The 24,908-nt window shown below is 70.2% G+C and carries 17 protein-coding genes; 13 read left to right on the top strand and 4 right to left on the bottom strand.

Annotation, left to right across the window (positions count from 1 at the left end):
- Window positions 1–77 precede the first annotated feature (77 nt).
- From BMX74_RS25275 to BMX74_RS25265, 3 genes are all read left to right on the top strand, one after another.
- Window positions 78–1,703, top strand: a complete 1,626-nt coding sequence (locus BMX74_RS25275; protein ID WP_091103214.1) for an FAD-dependent monooxygenase — start codon at window positions 78–80, stop codon at window positions 1,701–1,703.
- A 34-nt stretch (window positions 1,704–1,737) separates the two neighbouring features.
- Window positions 1,738–2,610 carry an SAM-dependent methyltransferase gene (locus BMX74_RS25270; protein WP_218154040.1) on the top strand — a complete coding sequence of 291 codons (873 nt, stop codon included), beginning with the start codon at window positions 1,738–1,740 and terminating at the stop codon, window positions 2,608–2,610.
- 218 nt (window positions 2,611–2,828) lie between these two features.
- Window positions 2,829–3,296 carry a GNAT family N-acetyltransferase gene (locus tag BMX74_RS25265; protein WP_201784459.1) on the top strand — a complete coding sequence of 156 codons (468 nt, stop codon included), beginning with the start codon at window positions 2,829–2,831 and terminating at the stop codon, window positions 3,294–3,296.
- A 16-nt stretch (window positions 3,297–3,312) separates the two neighbouring features.
- Here BMX74_RS25265 and BMX74_RS25260 read toward each other — a convergent pair whose 3' ends face one another.
- On the bottom strand, window positions 3,313–4,425 hold the full coding sequence (locus tag BMX74_RS25260) for a sensor histidine kinase (protein ID WP_177227509.1): 1,113 nt from the start codon (window positions 4,423–4,425) through the stop codon (window positions 3,313–3,315).
- A complete protein-coding gene (locus tag BMX74_RS25255; protein WP_091103211.1) occupies window positions 4,418–5,113 on the bottom strand; it encodes a response regulator transcription factor in 696 nt (231 codons plus the stop codon). Before BMX74_RS25255 ends, BMX74_RS25260 begins: the two co-directional genes overlap by 8 nt.
- Before the next feature lie 180 nt (window positions 5,114–5,293).
- Between BMX74_RS25255 and BMX74_RS25250 the strand changes: the two genes are divergently transcribed.
- The 5 genes from BMX74_RS25250 to BMX74_RS25230 all read left to right on the top strand — a co-directional run bounded on the left by BMX74_RS25250 (window position 5,294) and on the right by BMX74_RS25230 (window position 13,648).
- On the top strand, window positions 5,294–5,824 hold the full coding sequence (locus BMX74_RS25250) for a M15 family metallopeptidase (RefSeq protein ID WP_218154039.1): 531 nt from the start codon (window positions 5,294–5,296) through the stop codon (window positions 5,822–5,824).
- Window positions 5,825–5,847: 23 nt separating this feature from the next.
- Window positions 5,848–6,903, top strand: coding sequence for an endonuclease/exonuclease/phosphatase family protein (locus BMX74_RS25245; RefSeq protein WP_091103209.1), 1,056 nt, complete (start codon window positions 5,848–5,850; stop codon window positions 6,901–6,903).
- A gap of 208 nt (window positions 6,904–7,111) precedes the next feature.
- Window positions 7,112–8,632: a rifampin monooxygenase gene (rox, locus tag BMX74_RS25240; RefSeq protein ID WP_091103207.1), complete on the top strand. Its 1,521-nt coding sequence runs from the start codon at window positions 7,112–7,114 to the stop codon at window positions 8,630–8,632.
- 518 nt (window positions 8,633–9,150) lie between these two features.
- The gene (locus BMX74_RS25235) at window positions 9,151–9,945 is read left to right on the top strand and encodes an MBL fold metallo-hydrolase (RefSeq protein WP_091103401.1); all 795 of its coding nucleotides are present in this window, start codon (window positions 9,151–9,153) and stop codon (window positions 9,943–9,945) included.
- A 169-nt stretch (window positions 9,946–10,114) separates the two neighbouring features.
- A complete protein-coding gene (locus BMX74_RS25230) occupies window positions 10,115–13,648 on the top strand; it encodes a S8 family peptidase (protein ID WP_091103205.1) in 3,534 nt (1,177 codons plus the stop codon).
- 4 nt (window positions 13,649–13,652) lie between these two features.
- Here BMX74_RS25230 and BMX74_RS25225 read toward each other — a convergent pair whose 3' ends face one another.
- Window positions 13,653–14,615 (bottom strand): helix-turn-helix domain-containing protein, encoded by a 963-nt coding sequence (locus BMX74_RS25225; RefSeq protein WP_091103204.1) that lies wholly within the window; start codon window positions 14,613–14,615, stop codon window positions 13,653–13,655.
- A gap of 184 nt (window positions 14,616–14,799) precedes the next feature.
- Between BMX74_RS25225 and BMX74_RS25220 the strand changes: the two genes are divergently transcribed.
- Window positions 14,800–17,271: a glycoside hydrolase family 5 protein gene (locus BMX74_RS25220; protein ID WP_177227507.1), complete on the top strand. Its 2,472-nt coding sequence runs from the start codon at window positions 14,800–14,802 to the stop codon at window positions 17,269–17,271.
- Between the two features lie 137 nt (window positions 17,272–17,408).
- Window positions 17,409–18,152 carry an SDR family NAD(P)-dependent oxidoreductase gene (locus tag BMX74_RS25215; protein ID WP_091103200.1) on the top strand — a complete coding sequence of 248 codons (744 nt, stop codon included), beginning with the start codon at window positions 17,409–17,411 and terminating at the stop codon, window positions 18,150–18,152.
- Window positions 18,153–18,297: 145 nt separating this feature from the next.
- Here BMX74_RS25215 and BMX74_RS25210 read toward each other — a convergent pair whose 3' ends face one another.
- Window positions 18,298–18,873, bottom strand: coding sequence for a GNAT family N-acetyltransferase (locus BMX74_RS25210; RefSeq protein ID WP_091103198.1), 576 nt, complete (start codon window positions 18,871–18,873; stop codon window positions 18,298–18,300).
- 604 nt (window positions 18,874–19,477) lie between these two features.
- Between BMX74_RS25210 and BMX74_RS46845 the strand changes: the two genes are divergently transcribed.
- From BMX74_RS46845 to BMX74_RS25195, 3 genes are all read left to right on the top strand, one after another.
- Window positions 19,478–20,395: a TetR/AcrR family transcriptional regulator gene (locus BMX74_RS46845; protein ID WP_218154038.1), complete on the top strand. Its 918-nt coding sequence runs from the start codon at window positions 19,478–19,480 to the stop codon at window positions 20,393–20,395.
- Window positions 20,396–20,674: 279 nt separating this feature from the next.
- The gene (locus tag BMX74_RS25200) at window positions 20,675–22,444 is read left to right on the top strand and encodes an oleate hydratase (RefSeq protein WP_091103196.1); all 1,770 of its coding nucleotides are present in this window, start codon (window positions 20,675–20,677) and stop codon (window positions 22,442–22,444) included.
- Window positions 22,445–23,335: 891 nt separating this feature from the next.
- Window positions 23,336–24,892, top strand: a complete 1,557-nt coding sequence (locus BMX74_RS25195) for an IS4 family transposase (RefSeq protein ID WP_177227506.1) — start codon at window positions 23,336–23,338, stop codon at window positions 24,890–24,892.
- Window positions 24,893–24,908: the final 16 nt, after the last annotated feature.

The following is a 24,908-nucleotide window of genomic DNA, read 5'->3' as shown; positions in this document are numbered from 1 at the left end:
AACGTTCGCTCTTGACGACGATCGGAGGATCATGCTCTTCTAAAAAGAACGATCATTCGTTCTAAGAGGGTGGGTTTGTGACTACGAAAGCGGACGTTCTCATCGTCGGCGCGGGGCCGACCGGCCTGGTGCTGGCCATCGAACTGGCACGGCGGGGAGTGATCCCACGGATCATCGACGCCGGGCGCGCTGACCACCGGGAAAGCCGGGCGGTGTCGATCGTGGCGAGATCGCTGGAGATGCTGGACGATCTCGGGCTGGCCCAAGCCGCCATCGAACGAGGCGTCCCGCTGCACACGCTGAACTTCTACCAGGGCACGACGGCCCTGGCCGAGATGGACGTGACGGCCGTGGACTCCCCGTTCCCGCTGGACCTGTGCATCCCGCAGTGGCAGACGGTCGCGCTGCTGCGCGAGCGCGCCGAGGAACTCGGAGTCACCATCGAATGGGGCACCCGCCTCGTCGGGCAGCAGGCCGGCGAGCACAGTGTCGGCGTGGAACTCGGCCACGAGGACGGCCGCGGCGAACGGTGCGAAACCGGATGGCTGATCGGCGCCGACGGCGCCCACAGCACCGTGCGTGAGACGGCGGGCATCACCCGGGAGAGGGCCGACCTGAAGCGGGGGTTCATCCTGGGCGACGTCGCCGTGGACTGGCCGCTCACGCGGGACCGCTTCCATGTCTACTTCGGCAAGTCCGGCCTCGTGGCGGTCTTCCCCATGGTCGGGGGCTACTGGCGCATCCTGGCCAGCACGCCGGACGACCGGCCGCCGCAGAGCCCAGGGCTGGACGACTTCGCCGCCTACGTCGCCGAACGCACGCCTTTGGACTCTGGCGTACGCGACCTGCAGTGGAGTTCGTCGTTCGTGGCCCGCGAGAGCCTGGCCGACCGGCTTCGCCAAGGCCGGATCCTCCTGGCCGGCGACGCCGCGCACAGCCACAGCCCGGTGGGCGGCCAGGGCATGAACACGGGCATGCAGGACGCCTACAACCTGGGCTGGAAACTCGCGCTCGTCGTCACCGGGCGCGCCGAGGAGTCCCTCCTGGACAGCTACGAGGCCGAACGCCGGCCCGTGGTCAAGGCCGTGGTCGAGGCGACCTCGGCCACCACGAAGGCCGCCACAGGCAGCACACTGGTCGCCCGCAGAGCCAGGCGGCACGCGCTGCGCCTGTTCGGCCGGCTCAACCCCGTACAGCAGCGGCTGTCGAACGCCTTCGGCGAACACCTCGTCCACTATCGCGACAGTGACCTCGTCTTCGAACGATGGCACGAATCACAGGCCAGGGCGTGGAGCGACGTCGCCTGCACCGGGCCGGAAGCCGGCGAGCTGATGCGGGACGTCTACGTGGAGAACCGTGAGGGGCCGGTGGCGCTCCGTCACATCCTCCGGACGCCGGGCCACCACCTCGTCCTGTTCGCGGCGGACACGACGGACTCCGCCACCCTGGCCGCCTGGCATGCCTCCGCACGCGAGGCGATGGCCGGGCACGGCGAGGTCCATGTCATCACCCGCTGCCACCTGCCGCACGACCCCCTGGACGGAGTCTTCGCCGACCTGCGCAGTGAGGCGCACAACCGCTACGGCGTGCGCCGCCCCAGCCTGTACCTGATCCGCCCGGACAAGTACGTCGGCTTCCGCGGCGACAGCGTCGACTTCGCACCCGTGAGCGACTACTTCCGCGCCCTGGGAGCCCGCCCGTGACCCCGCCTGTCAAGAAGAGGAGCTGGACGACCCCGTGACACAAGAACCGACCGTCCCCGAAAGCCTGGCCGGAATCGGCGCGACCGCCTTGGGCGTGGCTCTCCTGCGCGCCCAGGAGAGCAGCCGACCGGACCGGCTGTTCGACGACCCCTACGCACGGCACTTCCTCCAGGCCGTCGATCCGGCGTTCAGCCCCTGGGCCGCCGGGGCCTCTGCGGCGACCGCACGTTTCCTGCAGGTCATGGCCGAACAGGTCGCCGTCCGCACCCGGTTCCTCGATCGCGCGCTACTGGAAGCCGCCGAACGAGGATGCGAGCAGGTGGTCCTGCTGGCGTGCGGCATGGATGCCCGCGCGTTCAGACTCGCCTGGCCGCCCGGCACCAAGGTCTTCGAACTGGACTTCGCCGACGTGCTCGCCTTCAAGGCAGCCGTACTCGACAGCCGCGGCGCGACCGCCGCGTGCCACCGCGTCGAGGTCGCCACCGACCTGCGCCAGGACTGGCCGCGCGCGCTGACGGAGTCCGGCTTCAACCCTGGGCGGCCGGCCGCCTGGTTGGCCGAGGGCATCCTGTACGCGCTTCCGCCCGAAGCCGCCGACCTGCTCCTCGACCGGATCACCGCCCTCTCCGCTCCGGCAAGCATGCTCGCCCTGGACCACATGAAGGACTCCGAGCTGCTCCGCAGCGCCCGCGCGGACATCTCCGCCGAGCTGGTCGACCTGTGGCGCGGCGGCCCCACCGAGAACCTCGATGCCTGGCTTGCCCGCCGTGGCTGGCAGCCCGCCGTGACGGACATCGCCGAGGCCGCGGCCGCCTGCGAACGCCCGATTCCACCCGCGTTCGATCCCGCCCGCCCCTCCGCCGGCCGCGGCTGGCTGGCCACGGCACACCTCCCGAAACCTCGCTGAGAGGCCCTCGACGTGCCAACGATCGAGACCGAGCTCGCCATCCCGCTGGCGGTCTCCGGCCCGGTGGTGCGCGGCTCGCGCGCCGATCGGCCGTTCCGAAAACCGTTGGACACGGTCCGGGGCGCTCGACGATCATCCACGCTGTGACAGACGAGTGTGAACGCCGGCCCTCCGCGGGTCTGAAGACAGTGAGATTCGTCGACCTGACGAGCGCTGCCATGACCGCCCTGCTGGACGACGACCTCGCCCGGGCCAGTGCCGAGGCAGGAGTCGAGCTCACGGAGTACTTCCTCACCGATCAGGCCAAGTGGGTCTGGCGGTACCGGGTCAACCAGCTCGCTTCGGATCCGGGTAGCGCCGGGTGGCTCACCCGGGCCGTGGTAGCCGAGCCCGAAGGCGTCGTGGTGGGGTATGCCGGGTTCCATGGGCCACCGGACGAGGCGGGCATGGTGGAGATCGGTTATTCGGTGGCTCCCGGCCACCGCCGTCAGGGGTACGCCAGGACGATGTTGACCGAGCTGCTGCGCCGGGCCGCGGCCGAATCCGGCGTCAGGACGGCGAGGGTGACGATCAGCCCCGAGAACACCGCGTCCCTGGCCACGATCTCCGGATTCGGTTTCGTCGAGGTCGGGGAGCAGTGGGACGAGGTGGACGGGCTGGAGCTGATATTCGAGGTCCCTGTCTGAACGTGATCGCCCGGCGCTACCACCGATGACGGGACGGAGCCGCGGCGTGCGGGGCCATCGCGGGTAGTTCCACGGTGATGCGGATGCCGCCGGCGGCGCGCGGGGTGAGGGTGAGTGTCCCGTCGTGCGCGTGGGCGATGGTCTTGACGATCGCCAGGCCGAGGCCGACGCCCGCGTGGTCGGTGCGGACGCGTTCGGTGCCGCGCTGGAACGGTTCGGTGAGCGTCGAGACCAGCTCCGGGGTGAGCTTCTCGCCGGTGTTCTCGACGGTGAGCACCACCGTCTCGGGGCGGACGCTGGTGCTCACCCACACGGCGCCCCGCGCTGGCAGGTTGTGGACGATCGCGTTGTGCACGAGGTTCGTGGTCAGCTGCAGCAGGAGCGCTTGCGATCCGGTCGTGGGGGTGATGTCGCCCCAGGTCTCGACGGTGACGCCACGCTTCTCCGCGAGGGGGAGGAGCGCTTCGGTGGCTTCTTCCGCGAGGAGGGACAGGTCGACGGGCTCTCGGGTGAAGGACCGCTGGTCGGCGCGGCTGAGCAGGAGCAGTGCCTCGGTGAGGTCGATCGCCCGGGTGTTGACGGCGTGGAGGCGGTCGATGAGCTCGCCGGTGTCGTGGTTCGGATCGGTGCGGGCCACGTCGAGAAGCGCCTTCGAGGTCGCGAGCGGGGTCCGCAGCTCGTGTGAGGCGTTGGCCGCGAATCTCCGCTGTTCGGCGACGTGTGCTTCGAGCCGGGCGAGCATCGTGTCGAAGGCGTCGGCGAGTTCGCGGAACTCGTCCTTGCTGCCCGGCAGCCGGATCCGGTGGGAGAGCGATCCGTTCGCGACCATGCGGGTGGCGTTGGTGATGCGGGTCAGGGGGGCGAGCATGCGGTCGGCGAGCAGCCATCCTCCCAGGAGCCCGAAGACCAGCAGGAACGCCATGACGGCGGCCGCCGCAGGGGCGAAGGTGTGCAGGAGGAGTTGCCGGTTGGGGTTCTCGTAGAGCATCCGGCGGTTCCAGTCGTCGGGGACGTATTGCAGGAGGAACACCCACACGGCGGCGAGCAGCAAGGCGCCGGCAAGCATGACGAACCCGGCGTAGCTGAGGGTGAGCTTGAAACGGACGCTCAACCCGGGGGGCCTATCCATGGTCCGCTCCCTCGTGTCCGGCCTCCGGTTGCGGGCCGATGCGGTAGCCGGCGCCCGGCACGGTGGCGATGATCCAGGGTTCGCCGAGACGCTTGCGCAGTGCCGAGACGGTGATGCGCACCGCGTTGGTGAACGGGTCGGCGTTCTCGTCCCACGCGCGTTCCAGGAGTTCCTCGGCGCTGACGACACCGCCTTCGGCGGCGACGAGGACTTCGAGCACGGCGAACTGCTTCCTGGTCAGCGCGACGTAGCGGCCGTCCCGGTAGACCTCGCGGCGGAACGGGTCGAGCCGCAGCCCCGCGATCTCTCGCACGGGCGGCCTGTTGTGGGCACGCCTGCGGTCGAGCGCTCTGAGCCTGAGCGCGAGCTCCTGGAGTTCGAACGGTTTGGTGAGGTAGTCGTCGGCGCCGAGTCCGAACCCGGAGGCCTTGTCGTCGATGCGGTCGGCCGCGGTGAGCATGAGGATCGGCATGCCGCTGCCGGAGGCGACGATGCGCCGGGCGATCTCGTCACCTGAGGGCCCGGGGACGTCGCGGTCGAGGACGGCGATGTCGTAGGTGTTGACGCTCAGCAGTTCGAGAGCGGTGTCGCCGTCACCCGCGATGTCGGCCGCGATCGCTTCCAGGCGCAGGCCGTCGCGGATGGCTTCCGCCATGTAGCGTTCGTCCTCGACAATCAACACGCGCATGCGGGTGATGCTAGAAGCCGGCGTGTTTCGTCGGCGTATCGAAAAGCACATACGCGCCGGCAACACCACGCTGCCTTGACTGGCGGCATGCGCCGACCCCCACGATCAGCACGGACAACGACCCACCGGACTCGCCGGATCCGCCGGCTCCCCGCCGTCGGCCTGACCGCCGTCGTGGCGATGATCACGACAGCCTGCGGCTCCCAGGGGCCGAAGCCCCCGGACTCCTCGGCCGCCAGTGAGCACCGGGGTAGGGCCGGTGAGGCCGACGGCGTCGTCCCCGACGGCGTGACGGTCTTCGATGACGAGTTTCCGGCTGTGGCCAACCTCGACCCAGGCCTGCTCAAGGCACTCCGCCGGGCGGCGACGGACGCCGAGGACGACGGCGTCACGTTCTTCGTCAACAGCGGCTGGCGGTCCCCCGAGTACCAGAATCGGCTTCGTCGCGAGGCGGTCTCCAAGTACGGGTCCGAGGACGAGGCCGCCCGATGGGTGGCCACCCCGGCGACGTCCCCTCACGTGTCGGGGAACGCGGTCGACATCGGGCGCTCCGACGCGACGGCGTGGCTGTCGGAACATGGTGCCCAGTACGGGCTGTGCCAGATCTACAGGAACGAACCCTGGCACTACGAACTGCGCACCCGTGCGATCGATCGTGGTTGTCCGCGCATGTACGCCGACCCCACCCAGGACCCGAGGACGCGGCGGTGACCGGCGGTGCGCGAGGACGGACGATGACGCCGGCGGACACGGCGCACACCGGGCAGGGCGCCGCCGGCCGCCGTGAGGCGCCCGGCCGGGCGGCACGCGCCGACTCCCGGCCGGGCCCCTGGAGGCGCGGCCTGGTGCTCGCGGCGTCGGCGCTGCTGCTGGGCCTGGTCATGCTGCTGCACGCGAAGATCCCGAACCGGATCGGGAACCTCGGCAGCCTGGTGGAGACCTTCCTGCCGTGGTTCGGCCTGTTCGTCCCGGTGCTGCTGGCCGGGGCGCTGTGGCGCCGCTCCGCCTCCGCGGCGGCCGCGCTGCTGCTGCCGGTCACGGTGTGGCTGAACCTCTTCGGCGGGCTGCTCGGCGACAAGTCCCGGCCGGGCGGCGACCTCACTGTGGCCGCCCACAACGTCGGCGCGGGCAACCCCGACCCGGCCGGCGCCGCCCGCGCCCTGGCCGCCTCAGGGGCGGACGTGCTGGCCCTGGTGGAGCTGACCGAACAGGCCCGCGGCACGTACGAGAAGGAGCTGGCGAAGGCGTACCCGTACCACACGGTGCAGGGCACGGTCGGGCTGTGGAGCGAGCTGCCGCTGTCGGCCACCCGGCCGGTCGACATCAGGACGGACTACGGGCCGCTGGCGGACACCAAGCCCGCCGACGTCAAGTTGGCCTACAACCGGGCGCTGCGCACCACGGTGGCCACGAAGCGGGGTCCACTGGCGGTGTACGTGGCCCACCTGGGGTCCGCCCGGGTGAATCTCACAGCGGGCTTCTGGACGGACTCGCGGGACAGAGGCGCGCAGGCGCTCGGCGAGGCCGTCGCCGCCGAGCGGAACGAGCGGGTGGTGCTGCTCGGCGACCTGAACGGCACCACCGACGACCGCGCGTTCGCCGCCGTCACCTCGCGGCTGCGCTCGGCCCAGGACGTGGCCGGGCACGGCTTCGGCTTCAGCTGGCCGGCGGGGTTCCCGGTGGTGCGGATTGACCAGATCCTGGTCAGAGGCGTGAAGGCGGAGAGCTCGTGGGTGCTGCCTGCCACCGGCAGCGACCACCTGCCCGTGGCGGCCGGAATCAGCTGGTGAACACCCGCCCACCACGTGGCTGGAAATGCGATGGACGGGATGATGACCGGGCCTGTACCTTGCAGTGGACCGTGACGCCGCCCGAGGAGGTGAGACCCATGAACGCTGTATCGATGTGGGTGCTCCCCCTTCCCGTCACGGCCGGGCGACTGACGTAGGTGTCGCCGGGAGCGCCTCGCCGGCAAGGCACTCCCGAAAGGCACCACCAATGCACTCTCAGCAGATCACCGCCGGGCACGACTCCACGGCGGACGTCCCCGGAGTTCTCAGGTCGCCGGCCTCCGCCGCCGATCGCCCGCCCCTCGTCTTCGATGTGATCATTGCCGGGTGCGGGCCGACCGGCGCGATGCTCGCCGCCGAACTGCGGCTGCACGATGTTCGGGTACTCGTTCTGGAGAAGGAGACCGAGCCCGCGTCGTACGTCCGCATAGTCGGTCTGCATATCCGCAGTCTTGAGCTGATGGCGATGCGCGGACTGCTTGATCGCGTTCTCCGGCATGGAAGACGGCGTCCGGCCGGCGGCTTCTTCGCCGCCATCCCCAAACCCGCGCCCCAGGGCCTGGATTCCGCGTACGCCTACCTGCTGGGCATCCCGCAGCCGGTCATCGAACAGCTCCTCGAAGAGCATGCGATCGCACTGGGCGCGCAGGTCCGGCGCGGCCGCGCGGTCGCCGGTTTCGAGCAGGACGACGACGGTGTGACCGTCGAGCTGGCCGACGGGGAACGGCTGCGGTCGCGCTACCTCATCGGCTGTGACGGCGCGCGCAGCACGGTGCGCAAACTGCTCGGCGTCGGCTTCCCCGGCGAGCCCGCACGGACCGAGACGCTGATGGGCGAGATGGAAGTGGGCGTGCCGCAGGAGGAGATCGCCGCCAAGGCGGCCGAGCTCCGCGAGAGCCCTCACCGATTCTGGCTCCGGCCCTTCGGCGGAGGGATCTACAGCGTCGTCGTTCCCGCCGCGGGAGTCACCGACCGCTCGCGACCGCCCACCCTCGAGGATTTCAAGCAACAGTTGCGCGCCATCGCCGGAACCGACTTCGGCGTGCACTCCCCGCGCTGGACGTCTCGCTTCGGGGACGCCACCCGGCTGGCCGAACGCTATCGGGTCGGGCGGGTGCTGCTGGCCGGCGACGCGGCCCACATCCATCCACCCATCGGGGGACAGGGCCTCAACCTGGGCGTTCAGGACGCGTTCAACCTGGGCTGGAAGCTGGCCGCGCAGATCCGCGGCTGGGCGCCGGAAACGCTGCTGGACACCTACCAGGCCGAACGTCATCCGGTCGCCGAGGACGTGCTGGACAACACCCGCGCCCAGACGGAACTGCTGTCCACCGAACCGGGCCCGCGGGCCGTGCGCCGGCTGCTCACCGAACTGATGGACTTCGACGAGGTGAACCGCCATCTGATCGAGAAGATCACCGCGATCGGCATCCGCTACGACTTCGGCGAAGGCCCCGACCTGCTCGGCCGCCGCCTGCCCGACGTCGGCGTGCGACAGGGGCACCTCTACGGTCTGCTGCACCGCGGCCGCGGCCTGCTGCTGGACCGCACCGAACGCCTGACCGCCGGCGGCTGGTCAGACCGGGTCGATCATCTGGCGGATCCCACCGCGGACCTGGACGCCCCCTGCGTCCTGCTGCGCCCCGACGGCCACGTCGCCTGGATCGGCGACGACCAGCAGGACCTGGACGACCACCTCTCGCGCTGGTTCGGCAAGCCCGCCGACTGATGCCGTCCGAGCGAAGGGGTGAGGACGGACGCGCACCTCCACCGTGACAACGGTGGCTCAGACGGAGGCTGAGCCGGCCGCCTCAGCCGGAGTAGCGGGTGGCCGGCGTCTGACTCTAAGGCAGTAGAAGGGGAGAGGGGGTGCCCACGGCGCTGGGCGATGGAGCTGCTGGTGGGGGAGTGGCCGAGGCCCTGGATCGAGGGAAAGCTGGCGCGCCCGTGTCGACGTGAGCGCTCGGCTCACCTGCAGTGCCGGAGTGATGCGGCCTTGCTGCCAAGGACCTCCTGCCTCACTCGCATTGTGATCTACAATGTAAAGGCGCTCGGCGGGTTCAAGTCCATATCCGCCGACACAGAAGCACGGGCTTCGCCCGTACGCCCCCAAAGAAACAAAGACCCGCTGGTCAGTCCCGACGGCCGAGGGCGCCAGGCGGGTCGGGGTGGCGGGAATGGCTTGCTCGGGCGGGTGGTTGAGCAGTGACGCTTCACTTCGTTTCGCGTGACGAGAAGGGTGCGCTTGTGAGAATCGGTGACATCGAGATCCTCCCTGTCCTCGACGGGACGGGGGTGGAGGTCGCGGCGGAGATTCTCAGCCGCCCCGGTGTGGAGGACCCGTGGTCCTGCCATCTGGAGCATGTGGAGGCGGACGGGACGCTGCGGTTGCCGCTCGGTGGCTTCTGCGTGCGTACGGGTGACCGGGTGGTGCTGGTCGACGCGGGGGTGGGCGCGTTCGATGACGGCAAGTACGTGGGAGGCGGGCTGCTCGACTCGCTGGCCGGGTACGGGATCGCCGCGGGCGACGTGACGGACGTGGTCTTCACGCACTTGCATTTCGACCACATCGGCTGGGCCACGCACGAGGGCGAGGTGGTCTTCCCTCGCGCTGCTTACAGGGCGCACCGGGCCGACTGGGAGTTCTTCGTGGCCGGGGAGAACGCCCAGCCCTCCGCTGTGGACAAGCTCTCCCCGCTGGGGCCGCGGCTGGAGCTGTTCGACGCGGACTTCACCGTCGCGCCGGGTGTTGACGCGTTGCACGTTCCCGGGCACACGCCGGGCTCGACCGTCTACGTGGTCTCCTCGGCCGGGCGGCGGGCGATCCTTCTCGGTGACGTGGCGCATTCGGTGGTGCAGCTGAGTGAGCGGGACTGGCGGGTGATCTGGGACGTCGATCCCGAGGCGGCGTCGGCTGTGCGCAACCGGTTCGCGGACGAGGTGGCCGACACCGACGATGTGCTGGTGGCCGCGCACTTCCCGCAGATGCGGTTCGGGCGGGTCGTCACGGTGGGCGGGCCTCGGCGCTTCATCGCGGTCTGAGTCTGAGGCCGGCGGGGTCCGCCTGCGCTCCTCTGGCTGCGCGGGGGGATCCCGCCGGTGTCGCAATGACGACATGGCGTACAAACGGCAGGGGTGACGTCTGGCGCGCCGGTCGCCCGATCGCCCACTCTCGTGTGCACTGGTTGTTGCTACGAGAGGTTTCACCCCCATGCACTGGTCCGCCCATGTGGCGGTGGCAGGCGTCGCCGCCGCCGCCCTGTTGAGCTTCCCGTTACCCGCGGCCGCGGCCGAGCCCGCCGCCGGCGGGGGTGTCCACCGGGTCACGTTGATCACCGGGGACGTGGTGACCGTCAGGCAGGTCGAGGCGGGCAGGCACGTGGTGGAGGTGAAGCCGGGGCCGGGCCGTGAGCGGATGGCGTTCAACACCGTGGAGGAGAACGGTGAGCTGCGGGTCCTGCCCAGTGACGTCGTCCCCTTCCTGGCGGCCAGGCGGCTGGACCCTGGCCTGTTCTCGGTCACCGGGTTGATCGCTCAGGGGTACGACGACGCTGAGACGGACAGGCTGCCGCTGCTGTTCCTCTACGACGGGTCGGCGCCGAAGGGCGCGTCGGCGCCGGAGCTGGAGAGTGTGAACGGGCGGGTCGTCGCGGCCGACAAGCGCACGATCGGCGGGTTGTGGAAGTCGCTCGACGGGCGGGGGGCGACGCTGTCGCAGGGTGTGGCGAAGATCTGGCTGGACGCCAAGGTCAGGGCCACGCTGGACCACAGTGTGCCGCAGGTGGGCGCGCCGGAGGCGTGGCAGGGCGGGTTCGACGGCAAGGGCGTCAAGGTCGCGGTGCTGGACACCGGTGTCGATGCCGCCCATCCGGACCTGGCCGGACGGGTCAGGCAGACCAAGGTGTTCACCGGTGAGCCGAGCGTCCAGGACGGTAACGGGCACGGTACGCATGTGGCCGCGACCATCGCGGGCGGTGACGGCAGGAAGGGGGTCGCCCCGGGGGCCGAGTTGATGGTCGGCAAGGTGCTCGGTGACGACGGTTCGGGCACGTTGTCTGGGGTCATCGAGGGGATGGAGTGGGCCGCGGCCGAGGGCGCGTCGGTGATCAACATGAGCCTGGGTGGTGACGCCAGCGACGGCACCGACCCGCTCAGCGTCGCCGTCGACACCCTCACCGAGCGTACGGGGGCCCTGTTCGTGGTCGCGGCGGGCAACGACGGCTCGGCGTACTCCATCGGCGCTCCCGGTGCGGCGGCCTCGGCGCTGACGGTGGGCGCGGTGGACGGCAAGGACGTGCTGGCGGAGTTCTCCAGCCGGGGTCCGCGTCTGGACGACGCGCCGAAGCCCGACCTGACCGCCCCTGGTGTGGGTATCGTCGCGGCTCGCGCGGAGGGCACCAGCATGGGGGAGCCGGTCGACGAGCGTTACACGGCGGCTTCCGGCACCTCGATGGCGACGCCGCATGTGGCGGGGGCGGCCGCGATCGTCAAGCAGCGTCATCCCGGCTGGACGGCGAGGCAGATCAAGGACGCGCTGGTGGGTTCGGCGAAGCCGGTCGCCGGGCAGCGGATCGACGACGCCGGGGCGGGCCGCCTGGACGTGGGGCGTGCGGTGCGCCAGGGCGTGACGGCGACCGGTGTGGTCGATCTGGGCAAGCACCAGCAGGGCGAGGGTCCTGCCGTGGCGGAGGGCACGATCACCTACAGCAACGGCACGGCCGCTGCGGTCACGCTGGAGCTGGCCTGCGCCCTTGAGGGGGCCGAGCTGAGCGCGAGGACCGTGACGGTGGCGGCGGGGGGCACCGCGGAGGTGAAGGTCAGGGTGGATCTGGCCGGGCTCTCGTTCGGCCGGTACGGCGGGCTGGTCACCGCGACGGCGGGCGCGGAGCAGGTTCACACGACGCTGGCGCTGACGTGGAAGGGGCCGCAGCACAGGGTCCGTTTCACGGCTCTCGACGCCGAGGGCAGGCCGACGGGCGCGGACACGCTGTCGATGTTCGGCGCGTCGCAGCAGGACGACCTGTTCACGTGGCTGCCGAAGGAGGGGCTGACGGTGGAGGTGTCCGAGGGCACCTACATGACGCAGTCGCTCAACCTGGGCGGCGGCTGGGGGCGGATGCATCCGCGTGACGGCATGGTCGTCATCCCGGAGCTGAAGGTGGACCGGGATCTGGACGTGGTGCTCGACTTCCGGAAGACCACTCCGGTGACCATCAGGACGAGGGAGCCGGCCGAGCAGGTGGGTGTCTTCACCTACTTCACCCATCGTGCGTTCGGCTCGCGCAGGATCTCGCAGGGTGTGATGAACTTCGACGTCATCGAGGGGCTCAACGTCTCGCCGACCCGGCCGGTGCGTGACGGTTCGTTTGAGTTCGCGTCGCGCTGGCAGTTGGTCGCGCCGAAGCTGACCGCTCGCGTGCCTGGTGCGGGGGAGCGGTACTCGTTGGGGTTCCTGGGTGGGTCGCCGGGTGTGGAGGGGCGGCACCTGTGGCGGCTGGCCGATGGGGTGGCCGGGTCCAGGGGGAGGGCCGCGGTCGTCCGCAGTGAGGACGTGGACTGGGACGACCCGTCGGCGGCCGCGGTCGGGGCTGGGGCGGTCGCCGTGATCGTGGTGATGGCCCCGGATGACCCGTTCGGGCGTGATTGGAGGCCGGTCGGCGCGGATCTGCCGATCCCGGCGCTGGTGGTCGCCGCCGACGACGGGCAGCGGATGTTGGAGCGGATCGGGAAGGGCGATGCGAGGCTTGAGGTCAGGGGGGTGATGAGTTCGCCCTATCTGTACGACGTCATGCAGGTCTCCGATGGGCGGGTGCCGGACGAGGTCGTGTATGAGGTGAATGACAGCAACACCGCCCGCGTTGACACGACATATGCCGACAACGGGGGCTTTGCGTGGGCCAAGGAGCAGCGCTTCGGCTGGCGTCCCTGGCAGTCGTACGCGCTCGGGCAGCAGATGGAGACCCAGCGGATCGTGAAGACCCCGCTGCACCGCGCGGAGTACGTCAGCGCCAACGGCTCGTTCTGGCAGCACCTCGTCAACCACCAGTACGTCTGGGACGACATGGGCCGGCTGCTCGACGGCATGACCGAGCTGCCGCGCACCTACCGGCCCGGCACGCGGGCGAGCGAGAGCTGGCACGCCCCGGTGGTCCGCCCGGCGATCCCGGCCTGGATGAGGCCCTCCACGCGGGAGGGCGACACGATGGAGATCCGGGTCCCCGAGTTCGTGGACTCCTCCGGTCACGTCTCCCGGGCGGGCGTCGACAACGACACCGTGTCGGCCCGGTTCTTCCGGGACGGCGCGCTGGTGGCGGAGCGCGACGCCGCCTGGGGCGCGTTCCCCGCGTCGCCCGAGGAGGCCGCGTACCGGCTGGAACTGTCCACCAAGCGCGTCTCGGAGGAGTGGACCACCGCCATCGCGACCGAGACGGCCTGGACGTTCCGCTCCAAGCCGGGCGATCGGGTGCTGCCGCTGCTGCAGGTCGACTATGAGGTGCGCCCGGAGCGGCCTGGTCTGGTGGGTTTCGCCGTGCGGCATCAGGAGGGTGTGAGCGGGGCGCGCGTGAAGGACCTGAAGCTGGAGCTGTCGTACGACGACGGCGCGACGTGGCAGAGGCAGCCGGTGATCGCGCTGGGCGGGGGGCGCTTCAGCGCCATCGTGCTGCGCGCGCACCCGTCGGTGCGGGTCACCGCCGGCGACTCGGCCGGCAACACGGTCGAGCAGACGGTGATCAGGGCCTACTGATCGGTCAGAGCCAGTTCTCGCGGGCGGCGTGCCAGGCCAGTTGCATCCGGGTCTGCGCACCCGCCCGTTCCATGAGGTAGGCGATCCTGCGCTGCACCGTACGGTGCGAGATCTTGAGCTGGGTGGCGATGGACTTGTCGGGAACGCCGGCGAGCAGCAGTGACAGCAGGTAGAGGTGGTCGGCGTCGAGCGGGCTGCCGGGGTTGGTGAGGCTGACCGGGGTGGCCCGCTCCCACAGGCTTTCGAACAGGGCTTTGAGGGCGTCGAGCAGGCTGCTGGGTCTGATCAGCGCGGCGGTGAGCTGGGTCAGGCCGTCCGTGTGCTGGATGAGGGGGAGCACGCCGAGCTCGCCGTCGGCGATGATCATCCGTACGGGCAGGGCGGGCAGCGCGCGGGCCTGCTCTCCCAGGGTGATGCCGTCGGCGAGGTTGACCAGCATGCCGGGTTCCTCGAGCAGCGTCTCTTCGTAGATGACGCGGAAGCCGACGCCGCGTCGCAGCGCCGCGAGTTCCTCGGTGTTCTCCTGGGAGGTCATCGCGACGTGCCCGGCCCGGCAGAGGCTGAGCACCTCGTGCCGGGCGCCGTCCTGCAGGAGGCGGAGTTGCTCGCGCAGCGCGGTGCGGCTGGTGATGACCTCGATGAGCTGTGCCGCCTCGCGGCGCCGGGCGTGCGCGAGGTACTCCCCGGTGAGCTGCTCCATGGCGTGCCGTGCGCGGTCGATCTCGGCCTGCCGCCGGTGCAGCCGGGCGGCGAGCGCGACGTCGGGTGCGACCGCGGTGAACCGGCCGGGGTCTCCCGGGACGGTGCGGGCCAGGCCCTTGGCCAGGAGCGAGCCGAGTGCCTGCCGCGCGACCTCGGCGGGTACGCCCAGTTGGTCGGCGAGGGCGTCGGGCTCGGCCTCGGTGGTCCTGATCAGGAGCCGGTAGGCGGCTTCCTCCTCCGCGCCCAGGCCCGCCGCGCTCAGCATGTGCCGCCCATGGCCCGGTCCAGGTTCACCCGGCCATTGTAGAGAGGAGCTGCGAGGGGGTGGCCGGGCCGGGAGAGGCGTTGCGAGGTGCGCCGCGGTAGGCGAATATGAGTTCTGCTCACGATTTTTCCTCTCTGTCGCCTGTGAGACCGTCGGGCCGCTGCCCTCGGTGAGGAGTTCCTCCATGTCGCCACACCGCATCGCCTGGTCGTCCACCGCGGTCCTCGCACTGATCGTCGCCGCCGGGGCGGTCGCGGACCCCAGCGGGCTGCTGGCCCTGCTGGGATGGTCGGGGACGCGCTGGTGGCCGGTCGAGGCCGCCTGGCAGGTCGCGCCGCTGCTGGTCTACACGCCCTTGCTGCTCGCGGGAACCTGGTGGGTGGTCTGCTCGTTCGCGGCGGTGCCGGGCCTGCCGGCCCGGTGGTCGTTCTGCCTCGTCTGGGGTGGAGTGGCGCTGGCGGCCCTCGCGGCGAAGTTCGCCATGTCGCTGGTCGTGGTGCCTTCGCCCGACCCCGCCTGGCTCGCCTGGGGCACCGGCTTCACCGTCGGCAAGGCAGCGATCGCCGGGCTCGCCGTCGCGCTCTGTGCCGTGCTGATGCGGCGCCGGACGCACGCCGCCGCCGTGCCGTCTGCTCCGCCGCGGCCCGCGTGGGCCGGGTCGTGGACGGGCGCGCTCGTCCTGGGGCTCGTCACGGTGGTCACGGGGCCCTGGCTGGCGGGGCGCTGGTGGGTCGGGTCCTCCTCGGCGTTCCTGTACGGCGAGGGGATGCCCGCGCCCACCCCTCGCGCCGGCGTGATGGCTCTCATCGCCGGTGTGGCCGTGCTCGTCGTGGCGACGGCGGCCTGTCAGCGGCTCACGGCGACGTGGGTCACACCCGGCGGGAGCGCGTCGGCGGTGTTCCTGAGCGGGTGGCTGGCCGTGATCGGCGCGGGGGTCGTGCTCGCGATCGTCCAGACGCTCGCCGGGTTGCTGTCCGGCGAGGCCGCGGACGCGCTCGGGAACGACCTGTGGCCGTTGGCGGCCTGGTACCTGCGGACCTGCGACGGCGTCTCGTACGGTGTGGCCGCGGGATGGGTCGTCGGCCTCACCGGGCTCCTGGCCCAGCGGCGCGCGCACGCCGCCGCGCCAGGGGCGGGGACGTTCGCGCTGGCGGCTGCGGCGATCACGGTGTCGGCCGTGGCCGTGGTTCCCGGGCAGCGGCCCCTCCACGACGTCCCGCCTGCGGTGGCCGCCGGCGCCGGGCGGCTCCTGCCGCTCGGGGTGTCGCAGGACGAGCGCCGTGTGATCGTGGACTCGGGCGGACGGCAGGTCATCCTGCGGGGCGTCAACGTCAGCCAGCTCGTGGACTTCTACCGGGGGCGTCCCGGCCACCCGCCCACCCGGCCGCTGACGGAGCAGGACTTCGCGCACATCGCCCGGCTCGGCTTCAACGTCGTACGCCTCGGGATCTCCTGGTCCCGGCTGGAGCCGCAGCCGGGACGGTACGACGCCGGCTACGTCGCGGCGATCAGGCGCGCGGTCGACGACGCGGCCGCGCACGGCGTGTACACCGTGATCGACATGCACCAGGACGCCTGGTCGGCGGAGCCGACCCCGCCGGGGACGCGATGCCATGCGGGCACCGAGCCGATGGCGGGGTTCGACGGGGCGCCGGCCTGGGCGACCAGGGCCGACGGCGGGCCGCGCTGCCAGTTCACCGGGCGTGACATCTCCGCCTTCGGCAATCGGGCGTTCACGAGCTTCTACCACGACCGCGACGGGGTGCAGGGCCATCTGGTGCGGGCGTGGGCCCACCTGGCCGGGCAGTTCGCGGGCGACACCTCGGTGGCGGGGTTCGATCTCCTCAACGAGCCGGGGTTCGGCGAGACGGCTCCGATCACCTCGTCGTTGCTGCTCGGCCGCTACTACGATCGGGCGATCCAGGCGATCAGGGCGGCGGAGCGCGCGGCGGGCGGGCGGCCGCACCTGGTGTTCTTCGAGCCCAGCATCCTGTGGTCGGGCACCGGCTTCGACGCGTTGCCGCCCGCGGGCTTCACGCAGGACCGCGCGCTGGTGTTCGCGCCGCACCTGTACGCCGAGTCGATCACCATGGACGCGTCGCTGGGCCTGCCCCCGATCGTCTCGGTCGAGCGGGGTTTCGCTCTCGCGCAGCGCGCCGCCGACGCCTACGGTGTGCCGTTGTGGAGCGGGGAGTGGGGGTTCTTCTCCGAGCCGCGGGAGCCGGACGTCCGCCGTTTCACCGGGCTGGCGGACCGCTATCGGGTGGGGGACGCGTACTGGGTGTGGAGGCAGGCGTGCGGCGACCCCCACAGCGGTGACGAGATGGTCGTCCGTTCCCTGGTGGGCCATGACTGCCGCACCGGCGCCGACCTGCCGGAGGTCAGTTCCGGGGTGATCCGGGAGCTGAACCGGGCCTATCCGCGTGCCGCGCCCGGCCGGATCACCTCGTTGTCGGGCCGTGGGTCGCGGCTCAGCCTGTCGGGGCGGGCCGGTGGGGGCGACTGCCGCCTGGATGTGTGGGTGCCCGGCGGCCCCCGGCCCGAGGCCGTGGCGACAGGCATCAGGGACGTCGGCGTGACGGGGGTGGACGGCGGGTGGCGGGTCACCGGCTGCGCTTCCGGGGACTACACGCTGCGCATCGCCCCGGCTCCCTGAGAGAGGTGCGGTGCTGTTTTGGTGCTTCTGTCCCTTTCTTGGGTCTTCTTCGGCGCGGATGTCAAGGCGGACGCCGTTGTTACGACTCTGCTGTGACGCGCTCCCATGACGGGGGCGGTCGATGGCGAGGAGTTGACATGGGAACGTTGGAGAAGAAGAAGGCCCTGGTGACCGGCGGCTCGCGGGGGATCGGGCGGGCGATCGTGGTGAGGCTGGCCCGCGAGGGCGCGGCAGTGATGTTCAGCTTCAACCGCGACCAGGCGGCGGCTGAGGACGTGGTGGCGGAAGTGGCGGCCTTCGGCGGGCAGGCGATCGCGGTACGAGCGGACCAGGGGCGCCTGGAGGACCTGAGCCGCCTCTTCGGTGAGGTCGACCGGAGCCTGGCCGGTTTGGACGTGGTGGTCAACAACGCGGCGATCAATCCGATGGGGGACATCCGCGACGCCACCGAGAGCGACTTCGTCGAGGTGATGAGCGTCAACACCAAGGGGCCGTTCTTCGTCGTCCAGGCCGCTGCCGAAAGGCTCGGCGAGGGTGGGCGGATCGTCAACATCTCCTCCGCCGGAGCGGTGCCCGGTCTCGCCCTGTACTTCGCCAGCAAGGCGGCGCTGGACGCGATCACCGTGGTCGCCGCCCGGGAGCTGGGTCCCAGGGGGATCACGGTCAACAGCGTGTCGCCTGGCGCCACCGACACGGACATGATGCGCGCCGCAGCCGGGGAGAATCCGGAGCAGGCCATCGAGCACGTCGTGGCCCTGACGCCGCTGCGACGGCTGGGACGCCCGGAGGACATCGCGAACGTCGTCGCCTTCCTGGCCGGGCCCGACTCGCAGTGGATCACGGGCCAGAACCTGCGTGTCTCGGGTGGCCTGATGATCTGACCGGTGGGGCGGGATCGCCACTGAGCCGTGCCGGCGCGGTGGCGTCCCCGGGTTCCAGCCGCGGCGCCGGCAGGAGAGCGGCCGCGTGCATGAGTGACAGCGTGATCTTCGTCCCGGCGGGGGCTCCCGGGCGTCTGCGCCGTGATCACTCGTGAGCGGGCCATTCCTCGGCCAGGAGCGCGTATGAGAGACCGTCGAGCCATCCCTTGGTGCGGTGGAGCGAGTCTCTCACCGTGTGCTGTTCGCGGCGCATCCCGACCCGCTCCATCAGCCGCCAGGAGGATTCGTTGTCGTAGAAGCAGTCCGCGTGCAGGCGGCGCAGGCCAAGACTGTTGAAGGAGATGTCGATGAGGGCGCGTACCGCTTCGGTGGCGTAGCCCTTGCCGCCGTAGGAGGGATCGAGCGTCCACCCGAGCTCTCCTTGGACGCTTCTCGCCTGGTCGGCGACCTCTTCCTGGGCCCAACCGTCCTGGACCTTCAGCGTCAGGTCGCCGATCACCCGGCCGTCCAGTTCGACGATGAGCAGGTCTGCGAGCCGCTCCTCGCGGAGGAAACGCTCACGGTAGTCGTCGTAGGTCACTGTGGCGGCCGTGACCCATTCGTGAGTCTCCGGCAGCTGCCGGAAGGCCCAGGTCGCGTCCAGGTCGCCGGGGGCAGCCCGGCGCAACAGCAGCCGCTCGGTGGAAATCGGCCAGTCCAGCGTGTCAAGAGGGTGACGCATGGGCCCTCATGCTGACAGCGGGCTGTGGTGATACGCAAACGGATTACCGCGGACGGCGTCTGCGACGACGACGCGGCGATCGCCCTAAGGGCGGGCGGGGTCGTCGGCTCCGTCTGGGGGCGTCGCGGAGGGCGTCGGCTCCCGCTCCTTGCACGAGGCGCTGGACACCACCACCGCCCGCGACCTGCTCACCCGGCCGGACTCAAGCCCGGCAGCGTCCAGCAGATCGAGACTGGCGGCTCCTCCCCCCGCAGCACCACCCGAGCTCGCGCAGCCGCCCAACCGGAAGAGCGCCTGCCATGACGCCATCTGTTTCACTCGACGACTTCGACAGCCCCGAACACCTGGCCAAGTGGCTGGACGACGTACCCGCCGAAGAGCTTCCTGCGAGCTACACGCCGACCGGATTGGAGAGTTGGTGGAGATTTCTCCGTCGCTACCGGGACCCGTTGGTCAACGGGTGCCGGCCATCCCCGGCAAGCGGTAAGCGACACCGCCCCGCCTTTTGCCGGGCGACCGATAATGAGTACACTCACTAATGAGTACGGTCAGCGTGTCGCGTCGGCCGGACTCCTGGTAAGTCCGGTCAGATACGGGAGCCGTGATGACGGTGATGCAGCCCCCCGGCCGCGGCGGGCGCCGCGAACGAGGCATGCGGGACAAGCAGGAGCGGATCTTCCGTGCTGCTGCGGATTCCTTCGCGGAGCGGGGGTTCGAGCGGGTGACGACGCAGGAGATCGCGGAGCGGGCGGACGTGGCTACCGGCACGGTGTTCCGGTACGCCGCGTCGAAGGCGGAGCTGCTGCTGATGGTGTACAACGAGGAACTACGGGCGGCGCTCGAGCTGGGCGAGCAGCGGGCGCGCTCGCGGCAGGGCGTGGTCAGCGCGGTCGTGAGCATGGTCCTGCCCATGGTCGAGCAGGCGGAGCGCCATGCGGAGAACGCTGCGGTGTACCAGCGGGAGCTGCTGTTCGGCGCGCCGGATGACAAGTACCGCGCGGCGGGGCTGGCGCTGGTGGCGAGGCTGGAGCAGCTCATCACGGAGCGACTTGTCGCCGAGGCCGCCAGGCGCGGCTTGCCCGCCGACCGTGACCATGCCCTGCTCGCGGCCGGGTCGGTGTTCGCCGCGACGCACCTGGTGCTCGCCCGCGCCTACACCGGGGCACATCAGGGGCGTGATCCGGTTGCGGACCTGAGCGCGCAGGTCCGGCAGATCGTGTCCGGGTATCTCGCGGTCGCGGGCGCCCGGCGGCCGGGCGGGAGCAGTCCGGAGAGCCAGATGAGCCCGCGCGGACGGGGAGACCGACTCGAGGCCGGGAACGCTGACCTCGTCATCGAGGCCGTGCCCGAGGTTCTGACTGTCAAGCGGGGAGACCTACGAGAAGCTCGCCCGGCCGGCGCCGCCGCAGGCGATCTTCGCGACCGACTCGTCGATTCTCCTGCCCAGCGACATGAAGGACTTCACCCGACGGCCCCACCGCTTCCGGGCGCCGCACACCCCGAGCCGGGCATGACGAGTTAACACCGTCGAGATCACGGGCGCGTCCGACACGGACCCGGAGGTCTTCCGGCAAGTCAAGGTGTGGCGGGTCGCCATCGGCGCATCCTGGGACCGTTCCAGATCTACGACGTCATCGGTGTGACCACGCCGTAGAACATCCTCTCCCACGGCGACGAGCAGGCGCGGAAGCTCGCCGCCTGGCAGAAGGAAAGCCACATCGACCAAGGCCGGCTCGGCGTCGGAGCCCGGCGAGAACTTCTACACGTACCAAGCGGCAGAACACTGACGAAGGAGGCAGCGGTGTACTACAGCAGCGGCAACTACGAGGCGTTCGCGCGCCCGCGCAAGCCGGACGGGATCGAGAACAAGACGGCCTGGTTCGTCGGCGCCGGTCTGGCGTCGCTGTCCGGCGCGGCATTCCTGATCCGGGACGCGCAACTGCCCGGCGAGAAGATCACCATCTTCGAGCGCTTGGCGCTGCCGGGCGGGGCACTGGACGGGATCAGGGAACCGGAGAAGGGGTTCGTGATCCGGGGCGGCCGGGAGATGGAGGACCACTTCGAGTGCCTTTGGGACCTGTTCCGCTCGATCCCGTCGATCGAGGTCGAGGGCGCGAGCGTGCTGGACGAGTTCTACTGGCTGAACAAGGACGATCCCAACTACTCGCTTCAGCGCGCCACGGTGAACAGGGGCCAGGACGCGCGAACCGACGGGCTGTTCGGGCTCAGCGACAAGGCGCAGAAGGAGATCGTCAAGGTCTTCCTCGCAACCCGCGAGGAGATGGAGGGCAAGCGCATCAACGAGGTGTTCGGCCCGGACTTCCTCGCCAGCAACTTCTGGCTCTACTGGCGGACGATGTTCGCCTTCGAGGAGTGGCACAGCGCCCTGGAGATGAAGCTCTACCTGCACCGCTTCATCCACCACATCGGCGGCTTGCCGGACTTCTCCGCGCTCAAGTTCACGAGGTACAACCAGTACGAGTCACTGGTGCTCCCGCTCTACAAGTGGCTGCTCGACCAGGGCGTCGCCTTCCAGTTCGCCACCGAGGTGACCGACGTCGACTTCGACGTCACCCCGGGGCGCAAGCAGGCGACCAGGATTCACTGGGTGCGCGACGGCCAGGCGGGCAGCACCGACCTCGGGCCCGACGACTTGCTGTTCATGACAATCGGGTCGCTGACCGAGAACTCGGACAACGGCGACCACCACACCCCGGCTCGGCTCAATGAGGGGCCCGCGCCGGCCTGGGACCTGTGGCGGCGGATCGCGGCCAAGGACCCGTCGTTCGGGAACCCGGACGTGTTCGGCGCGCACATCCCCGAGACCAAGTGGGAGTCGGCGACCGTCACCACGCTGGATCCGCGGATCCCCGAGTACATCAGGAAGATCGCCAAACGTGACCCGTTCAGCGGCAAGGTCGTCACCGGCGGCATCGTCACCGCACGGGATTCGAACTGGCTGCTGAGCTGGACGGTCAACCGCCAGCCCCACTTCAAGCAGCAGCCGACGGACCAGATCGTCGTCTGGCTCTACTCCCTGTTCACCGACAAGCCGGGCGACTACGTCAGCAAGCCCATGCAGGACTGCACCGGGGAGGAGATCACCGCCGAATGGCTCTACCACCTCGGCGTCCCCGTCAGCGACATCCCCGAGCTCGCCGCCACCGGCGCCAAGTGCGTACCGGTCATGATGCCCTACGTCACCGCGTTCTTCATGCCCAGGCACGCGGGAGACCGTCCCGACGTCGTGCCTGAGGGCGCGGTGAACTTCGCGTTCATCGGCCAGTTCGCTGAGAGCAGCCGGGACTGCATCTTCACCACCGAGTACTCGGTGCGCACCCCGATGGAAGCCGTCTACACCCTGCTGAACATCGAGCGCGGCGTGCCCGAGGTCTTCGGCTCCACCTACGACATCCGCACCCTGCTCGCCGCCGCCAGCCACCTGCGTGACGGGCAGGAACTACACCTGCCCGGACCGGAGTTCGCTCGCAAGTGGCTGTTCGGCAAGCTCGACCAGATCGAGATCGGCGAGCTCCTGACTCAGGCTGGCCTGATGCCGGGAAAGCCGTAACCGACTCGGCCCACCGAGTTTGCCTCCCGTTCGTCACTCACGCTCGTGCCCGTCGCCCCGGAGACGAGACTCGGGCCGAAGGTCCGCCTCGACCTCGCCACACCGGATCTGCCGGCCTTCCTCACGCCGGCGCAGAAACTCGGTGGAGGCGTCCTGTACCTGGGCGCTGCGCCGTACGATCCATCCTCCGACGAACCCGAGCTTCGCGATCCTCCCATGCGCCTGACGAGAGAGCAGCCGACTGCCGTTGCTCCGGCGCGCGCCGTCTGCGGATTCCTCATGGCGGGCGTCCTCGGCAGGATCACGGACGAGTACGCCGTGCCGCACCGAGGGGCGAATGCGGCGTGCGAGTCCGCCTGCCGGCATGCGGGGCCGTTCTTGAGAACGGCTGGACTGCAGTTGACGAGATCCCGTCCGATCATCGCGATCGGACGGGATCTTGCCGTTTCGGCGGTTTCCGAATCGGGTTCGTCCTGGTTTGGGGGCCGCGAAGCAGGTGCCCTGGGGAGGCGCGGGTGGTGTCAGGCCGCTGGTGGAGGACCGAGATCCGGCCGTTGGGCATGTTGCGGCTCATGGGGCGGGTGGTGGTCTGGTCTGGCCTGCGGGTGGCGTGTCGTCGAAGGGCTCGACCGGAGTCCGCGGGGTGAAGGCGTCCACACATCGGGGGCAGGGCCCAAGGCCAGGTAGTTAAGGTCGTCGTGGTGCTGTCAAGCACGCGAGTTCTCAGGACGTGGGAACGGAGATCCAGTAGAACGGTGATCTTCCACAACCAGCCGTCGAAGAACTGGATCTCCGTTGCTTGCCGAGTATGCCAGCTCTGCTGTTCCCCGCGCTGTCGAGACGGGCTCTTCGTCCCGCTCGGCAGCCGGGAGATTGTTCGCTCCCGGGCATTTGGGTGAGCTGACCGCGCTCGTGCCGGTCGAGCTCGTCGATGCTGTGCTGGAGGAGGCTCGCGGCGTGCAGCGTCGTCTGCGCGCTCTGCCCTCGCGTGTCGGGGTCTACTTCCTGCTGGCGATGTGTCTGTTTCCCGAGGTCGGCTACCTGCTGGTCTGGCAGAAGCTGACGGCCTCGCTGGCTGCCCTGCCGGTCGTGACGCCCACCGCCAAAGCGCTGCGTGACCTGCGCCGCAGGGTCGGCTGCGCGCCGATGCGGCGCCTGTTCGAGGTGCTGAGCGGACCGCTGGCCCAGCCCACGACGCCCGGAGTACGGTTCGGGGCCTACCGCATCGTCTCCTTCGACGGCTGCAGCTCGCTCAAGGCGCCCGACACCATCCGTAACCGGGCCTGGCTGGGCAGCCCCGGTCACGGCGGTTACCCGCTGCTGGAGCTGATGACGCTGGTGGAGACCGGAACGCGGGCCCTGATCGGCGCGGTCTTCGGTCCCACCAGCGAGGGCGAGAGCGGCTATGCCCGGCGCCTGCTGCACCTGCTGACGCCGGACATGCTGGTGTTATGGGACAAGGGCTTCGACGGCAACGCTTTCCTCGCCCAGGTCAGCGCCACCGGCGCCCAGGTGCTCGGCCGGCTGCGCAGCAACCGGCGCACCCCTATACTGGCCACCCTCACCGACGGCTCCTATCTGTCGATGATCGGTAGCTTGCAGATCCGCGTTATCGAGGCCCGCATCACGGTGACCTGCGCCGACGGCACCACCTTCACCGGCATCTACCGCCTGGTCACCACCTTGACCGATGCCCGCCGCTACCCCGCCGCCACCCTGGTCAGGCTCTACCACCAGCGCTGGGAACACGAGTCCGCCTACTACGCCCTCCGCCACACCATCATGCAAGGACGAATCCTGCGCTCGGGCGACCCGGCCGGACTGGAGCAGGAGATGTGGTCGGTGCTCACGCTCTATCAGCTGCTGCGCACCGTGATGGTCGACGCCGCCGAGTCCCGACCCGGCACCGATCCCGACCGCTGCAGCTTCTCCATCGCCCTGCATACCGCCCGCGACCTGGTCATTCAGCCGGGCGACAACCCCGGCATGGCCACCGGCTTGGTCGCAACCATCGGACGCCGTGTCCTAGCGGCGCTGCTGCCATCCCGCCGCCCGCGCGTCAGCACCCGCAAGGTCAAATCACCCACCTCCCGCTACAACGAACGGCTCGACGACGGCCGGCCCGACCACAGCCGCACCATCACTGACCTCGACATCACTCTCCTGCCACCCCCGCCCACGCTGCCCGCCGCGTCCCGGGACGAGCGACCCATGACCCCCACCGACCGCCGCAGACAACAACAGGTCCTGGCCCTCCTTCACCAAGATCCCAACCGCCCCTGGAAGGCCCGTGACATCGCCCAACACCTCGGCGAGGTCACCCTGAACACCATGTATCGGCAACTCTCGCGCTGGGCCGCCGGCCAACTCATCCGCAAAATCGGGCCAGGCGTCTACACCGCCGGGCCGATCCCCCCGGCACTCTTGCCAGCAGCTCAGAAACCTTAACTACCTGGCCTTGGGG

Source organism: Nonomuraea pusilla, assembly GCF_900109355.1.
In the GTDB taxonomy this organism is placed as follows: Bacteria; Actinomycetota; Actinomycetes; order Streptosporangiales; family Streptosporangiaceae; genus Nonomuraea; species Nonomuraea pusilla.
Note: the sequence above shows the minus strand (reverse complement) of the source record. Positions and strands in the feature narration are given on the sequence as shown.